Origin of the sequence: Indolivaga alginatilytica (genome assembly GCF_003201355.1) — a bacterium.
Taxonomy (GTDB): Bacteria; Bacteroidota; Bacteroidia; order Bacteroidales; family Dysgonomonadaceae; genus Dysgonomonas_A; species Dysgonomonas_A alginatilytica.
Genome location: NZ_QICL01000021.1, coordinates 75,479 through 81,478 on the forward strand (window position 1 = coordinate 75,479; position 6,000 = coordinate 81,478).

The window sequence follows — 6,000 nt, forward strand, 5'->3', positions numbered from 1 at the left end:
GAATGCGAGTCCGTGAACCTAAATTTCCGGATTCGCATTATTTTATATGGGGCGTATCGCATACGTTCCAAAAACTGAATAAACAGGTGTATACAATATGTATGCCCCCTACAACGAAATTTAACAGGCGTAAACTTTTAACTTTTTATCTAAAAAGCTGATAAAAAATAATTGTTTTTATAATTGTTTTTATTTGTTTAGTTAAAAGAAATTTCTCTTTTGTTAGTCTCTCTTTTTAACATTACATTTCGGGTAGAATACGTTAAATATTTACACACATATTTTTATCTAAATCTAAGTTATTATGAAAATTAAATATTTGCTATTAGCCATTGTTTTTTTAGGCTGTATAACAATGTCCTTAACTTCTTGCTCCGAAGGCGACGAGATGCGTCAGGGAAGTACTGAAGAGAGTGGTGATCCCGATAGTTCTGTTCGATCTACGGAAAGCTTATCTACAACTGAAGCAAATGATAGCATTACCAGCCCTGATTTTACAAAAGACTGATACGGATTTATATTTATAGCCAAATTTTCTATTAGAAAGTTAGTAAATAATATTTGCACACATACTTTATCAATATTCTTAAATTTAAGTTATTATGAAAATTAAATATTTGTTCTTAGTCGTTATTTTTTTAGGCTGTATAACAATTTCCTTTACTTCTTGCTCCGAAGGAGATGAGATGCGTCAGGGAACTGTTGATGACGGTGGTGCTCCCGATAGTGTTCGATCTACAAAAAGCTTGTCTACAACTGAAGCAAATGATACTATTACGACTTCTGATTTTACAAAAGACTGATAAGGGTTTATATTTATAACCAAACTTTCTACAGATGAAGACTTTAACAAACTTTCTGATACTACTTTTCGTGTGTTTATTTATTTCCTGCAAAAAAAACGATGCTTCGGTTGGTTTATTAAGGCAGGCTCAGGATATTGCCGATAGTAAGCCTGATGATGCTTTGGTTCTTTTAGATTCTATTCAGAATCCCGAAAGTATGGGTACTGACAATTATATGCAATATATTGTAGCCCGTGTACAGGCAAAACAAAGAGCGAAACAGGATATTACAAATGATACATTGATTTTTGAAGCAAAACAGTATTTCGAAAAGAAAAAAAATATTGAACAATCGGCACTGGCTTACTATTATGCAGGCAGAATATACTATGCAAAAGATATATCCGATAAAGCCCTTAAATGCTTCTTACAAGCGGAGTCATATGCCGAAAAATCCAATAAGAATGCATTGGCAGGTAAAAGTTTGCATGTTATTGGTCGGTTATATTATGAACAAGGAATTATAGATACTGCCCTTGTGATTTATAAGAAGGCATTAAATTATTACAATAAAGAAAAAGAAGAAAATACGGATGTATATAAAGCACAGGTTATTACTGCAATAGGAGCTTCTTATGATGAAATTGGAAATATCGACAGTTCTTATGTTTATTTTAAGAAGGGATTGGCAGAGGCAGAAAGGCTTGGAAATGATAAACTAACGGCTTCTTTATCTAATAATTTGGGTTATACTTATTTTTTGATGAAAGACTATGACAAGGCTCAGCATTATCTGAATAGTGCACTCATTCAAGCCTCGGATACGGTACTTCTTTCTAAAATATATATTAATTTATCATTTTTATATGATACTAAGAATCAACCTGATTCAGCAAAATATTATATGAATTTGGGACAAGAAAGATTACTTGATATAAAAAATAATTATACTTTAAGAGATTTATATAGTTATCTTGTTGATGTTTTAAAGAAAGCAGGCGATTACAAACAAGCACTGCACTACAAAGAGCAGGAAGATTCAATAAAAGAAGTGATCGCAAAGAATGAGCGTCCTTTATCACTGATGAATGCAGATAAGAATTTTTATTTGGCACAGAAAGATAAAGAGGTTAACAAATTACGCACAACTAGCTGTTTATCCATATGGGTGGGAGTAATTTTAGTTGTTTTGGCGGTAATAATAGTAGCAATATTATTTTACAGGGTTAATAAAAAGGACAAAGAAGAAATCAGATTGCAGGAAGAAAAATACCGTAATATTAAAAATCAACTGATTGCTATGGGAGCCGAGTACAAAGAAATAGAAGCCGAAATAGCAGCTATGTTAAAAGATGACGAAGTAAGTGATTGATTAGCATTGATTATATTGAGTGTAGGTAGTGAAAGGTAGAGCGTAGTTGATTTATTAACTGCGCTTTACTAATTTAAGCTCGCAGAGCTGTTGGTATAGGAGGTTGTGTCAAAAGCCTGAATAAAACAAAAGTTACACTGAAATAATAGAAAACACAGAATTTTACGTTAAACGCAAGGTCGTAAAGTCTCAAAATTTTGTTTCTCCCTCTCAGTATGAGAGGGTCGGGGTGAGGTGCTATTCTTGCATTTGCCAAAGTAAATGGATATAAGTGAATAAAAGTATTTAATGATATACTTTCAAATTATAACAGACTATTACTGCTATGCTTACCAAAGCAATAAAAAGGTCTTAGACCTTATACTGTAGAATAATAAAGATTATTCTTTGGCTTTACTTAAATCCTGTTTTCTTAAGCAGACTGTAAAATCGAAGATAAGCAGTTCTTAAATCCTTTGTATTTATATTGATATAATTACTGAAAGCCGAGAAAACGCCTAATCCAAGCGGAATTGTCATAAAAGATTGAGCTACGTAATCGAGATCGATATCCGATCTTATTTCTCCCGTTCTCATGGCTAATTGAATTCCGTTTCGCCAACCGTTAAATTCTTTTTCGGATAAAACATTTACTTTTTCGGTAAAGTCTTTGCAATGCTCCGAAGCCTGAAAAATAAATTTGAAGAAATAAAAATCTACCATCTTGAATGAAGTTACTTCTTTAAGTAAATTTATATGGCTCTGGCGGCATTTTATGGATGCATAGATCATATTTTGTAAGGACGATTTGTCATCTTCCTGAATCATCGAATAAGTAGAAAATGCAGGTATAAGATACTCATTTACTATCTCTTCGAAGATTTCTTCTTTACTCTTGAAATGGTGGTAGATGGCTCCCCGCGAAACACCCGAGGCATTTTGTATTCTTTGCATGGAAACGGAGCTGTAACTTTCGGTGAGAAAGAGGTTAAATGCATTCTCCAGTATTTTCTTTTTAGAAGGATTCATTTATCAATTATAGATTATATATGTAATTGAAAGTATTAATACCTGCATTTTAGTTGTAGGGGTAAACCTATGTGTTTGTCCTATATGAATAACCCTATACCAAAGCAACAATGCTCTGCAAGCTTAGTGTGTCTACACTACAAAAATAGGAATTATTAAATAGAATACAGCATATGTTAATAGAAACTGATTTATTTTGAATAAATTCAGTACATCGATCAGATCTATAGGTTAAAGAATAAAAGAGAAAAAAGCATGTCAAAGTATAAAATTCCGACATGCTTAAGGTCTTAGACCTTTTTATTACTTTGGGAAGCATAAAAGCAATAGCCTGTTATAATCCGAAAGTATATCATTAAATACTTTCATTTACTTAGAGCCTGTTTAAATTTTAGCGAAAATATTTATTACAGGCTCTTTCGAATTAGTCTTAGCTATTTTTTTATGCTCTTTATTAGCGTATTTTCCGTTTCTCCCTTTCGATTTAGCCCGCTAAATCAGCAAGCAAGAAACGAAAAATCCATCTAAAAACAGCTATAAAAAAGATTAGCTATAAAATTTAAACAGACTCTTACTATCGTTTTTAGTTACAGGCTATCTCCAAAGTCTTCTCTGAACTTTGCCATTAGTTGTTGAGGCCAGTCGTTGATAGGAGCTAAACCTCCCATAAAGAAGCGAAGCACAGGCGGCTCGTAGACAAATTTAAGTCCTCCTATTAAGTGGCGGTTATCGAATAACCATGTCAAACGGTCTTCCACATATTTAATTTGCGATAGTGTAAATACACGGCGGGGAACGGCCAGACGCAATAGTTCCATATCGGCATAGGTTTCGTTACCGTATTCGTCACGCTGATTCGATACCGACCCCCGTTCCATACCACGTACACCCGAAATAAGAAAGAATGCGGCAGCCAGTGCTCCGGCAGGATATTGCGATTGAGGAATATGTGCACATATTTGCATGGCATCCACATGACAACCCAATACTCCCGGAGGTGTAACTACGGGAATGCCTTTACTCTCCAAAGCATTTACAAGATAAGCGATGAATTGCGGACTTTGACAAATCATACTTTCATCGAGAGTTTCGTATAATCCTACGGCAATAGCTTCCACTTCCCGCACCGACATACCTCCATAGGTAAGGAAACCTTCGAAAAGGGGTACAAGAGGTTCCAGTTCCCTATAAATAGCTTCGTTGTTGGTACAGATACCACCCCCGCGTGAAGAGCTTAATTTACGTGCCGAGAAATACACCAAATCAGCCAGATCGGTCATACAAAGCAGAATATCTGCCATCGAGGTTTCTTTGAATTCCTCTTCACGCTGTTTTACCAGCCATGCATTTTCTCCTATCAAACTGGCATCCAGTACCAAGGGTATTTTATATTTATCGGCAATAGCACGTACTCCACGTAAATTTTCTATAGAAAACGGTTGACCGCCAATCAGGTTTGTAGAGGCTTCCATGCGAATGTACGGAATTCTGGCGGCGGTATGTTTCAAGATACATTCTTCGAGTTTCTCCAGATTCATATTTCCTTTGAACGGGTGCTTGCTGTTGATAACATAAGCTTCGTCATACAAAAGTTCTTCAATACGTCCTCCGTATTGGGTAATATGTGCCATAGCCGTTGTAAAGTGGTAGTTCATGGGTACTACACTGCCTTTTTTTACATAAGCATTCGATATTATATTTTCGGCAGCACGCCCTTGGTGCACAGGCAGCAGGTATTTTTTTCCTAAAACATCTAATACGGCTTTTTGAAAACGAACGAAACTCTGCGATCCGGCATAGGCATCGTCAGCCATCATCATGGCTCCCAATTGACGGTCGCTCATAGCATTGGTTCCGCTATCGGTAAGCATATCGAGAAATACATCTTTGGTATCGAGTCGGAATGTGTTAAACCCTCCTTCATATAAGGCTTCGAGACGACGTTCGATAGGAACTAAATGTAATTTTTGTACAATACGCACTTTGTGAAGTTCAAGAGGAATGTTTTCTCCGCTATAAAATTTAATTTTCTCGCTTTCGTTTAGCATAGTATTATCTTATTTGATTTTAAATTAGGCTATCATTTTATCCAACCTTGCCCTATAGGAATAGACTTGTGTGTCTGCCCAATTACAGGGTGAACACACAGGTTCGTCCTTAGATCGGTAGGTTTGAGACTTTAGGCTTTGTAAACATAAAAATAATTTGTCAATTGACAAAAAAGAAATTTACCCAAAATGAGAGTAAAAGAGACTATTAATCAATAAAATGTTGGGGAAAGCCCGAAAAATAAAAGAAAATACTAAGAGCCTGTTTAAATTTTAGCGAAAATATTTATTACAGGCTTTTTCGAATTAGTCTTAGCTATAAAATTTAAACAGACTCTTAGATTCAGTTGTGTTTTGTGTGATGTAGTTTCGTAATTAAATAATTGGTCGGGATGAGACGACTCGAACGTCCGACCTCCACGTCCCGAACGTGGCGCGCTGCCAACTGTGCTATATCCCGAAGTATTGTATTACAAAAATAAGGATTCAGACCTTTTATTGCTTTGGTAAATATACTAAAATTTATCTATCAGTATACAGTAATCAGTAGGGGCTGACCTGCGGTTTGTCCGAATCGGTAAACAGTAAATAAGAGAAAATCAAATCCATAAAAAAAGTGTTACTTTTGTTACTTTTGTCCATAGTACATGACAAAAAGAGGCACTAAATTGATATAATTATTTGAATATAAGTTTTTTAATATTTTGAAAAGACCTTGATTTTTCGTATCTTAGAAAGAAAAACTGGGGAGTTTTTCAAGATATGCAAACCAAGGTCTCAGACAAAA

The 6,000-nt window shown here is 35.1% G+C and carries 5 protein-coding genes and 1 tRNA gene; 3 read left to right on the forward strand and 3 right to left on the reverse strand.

Annotated features, from left to right (window positions below):
* Positions 1-304: 304 nt before the first annotated feature.
* The 3 genes from CLV62_RS15010 to CLV62_RS15020 all read left to right on the forward strand — a co-directional run bounded on the left by CLV62_RS15010 (position 305) and on the right by CLV62_RS15020 (position 2,157).
* Positions 305-508 carry a hypothetical protein gene (locus CLV62_RS15010; RefSeq protein ID WP_110311591.1) on the forward strand — a complete coding sequence of 68 codons (204 nt, stop codon included), beginning with the start codon at positions 305-307 and terminating at the stop codon, positions 506-508.
* Between the two features lie 94 nt (positions 509-602).
* The gene (locus tag CLV62_RS15015; RefSeq protein ID WP_110311592.1) at positions 603-803 is read left to right on the forward strand and encodes a hypothetical protein; all 201 of its coding nucleotides are present in this window, start codon (positions 603-605) and stop codon (positions 801-803) included.
* Between the two features lie 34 nt (positions 804-837).
* Positions 838-2,157, forward strand: a complete 1,320-nt coding sequence (locus tag CLV62_RS15020) for a tetratricopeptide repeat protein (RefSeq protein ID WP_110311593.1) — start codon at positions 838-840, stop codon at positions 2,155-2,157.
* Positions 2,158-2,550: 393 nt separating this feature from the next.
* Here CLV62_RS15020 and CLV62_RS15025 read toward each other — a convergent pair whose 3' ends face one another.
* The 3 genes from CLV62_RS15025 to CLV62_RS15035 all read right to left on the reverse strand — a co-directional run bounded on the left by CLV62_RS15025 (position 2,551) and on the right by CLV62_RS15035 (position 5,673).
* Positions 2,551-3,165: a TetR/AcrR family transcriptional regulator gene (locus tag CLV62_RS15025; protein WP_110311594.1), complete on the reverse strand. Its 615-nt coding sequence runs from the start codon at positions 3,163-3,165 to the stop codon at positions 2,551-2,553.
* 587 nt (positions 3,166-3,752) lie between these two features.
* The gene (locus tag CLV62_RS15030) at positions 3,753-5,213 is read right to left on the reverse strand and encodes a tryptophanase (RefSeq protein ID WP_110311595.1); all 1,461 of its coding nucleotides are present in this window, start codon (positions 5,211-5,213) and stop codon (positions 3,753-3,755) included.
* 384 nt (positions 5,214-5,597) lie between these two features.
* A tRNA-Pro gene (locus CLV62_RS15035) sits at positions 5,598-5,673 on the reverse strand.
* Between the last annotated feature and the right edge of the window lie 327 nt (positions 5,674-6,000).

Bases quoted from the DNA above. Each gene is read 5' to 3' on its own strand.
- CLV62_RS15010 (WP_110311591.1), top strand. From the start codon at position 305: ATGAAAATTAAATATTTGCTATTAGCCATTGTTTTTTTAGGCTGTATA.
- CLV62_RS15015 (WP_110311592.1), top strand. From the start codon at position 603: ATGAAAATTAAATATTTGTTCTTAGTCGTTATTTTTTTAGGCTGTATA.
- CLV62_RS15020 (WP_110311593.1), top strand. From the start codon at position 838: ATGAAGACTTTAACAAACTTTCTGATACTACTTTTCGTGTGTTTATTT.
- CLV62_RS15025 (WP_110311594.1), bottom strand. From the start codon at position 3,165: ATGAATCCTTCTAAAAAGAAAATACTGGAGAATGCATTTAACCTCTTT.
- CLV62_RS15030 (WP_110311595.1), bottom strand. From the start codon at position 5,213: ATGCTAAACGAAAGCGAGAAAATTAAATTTTATAGCGGAGAAAACATT.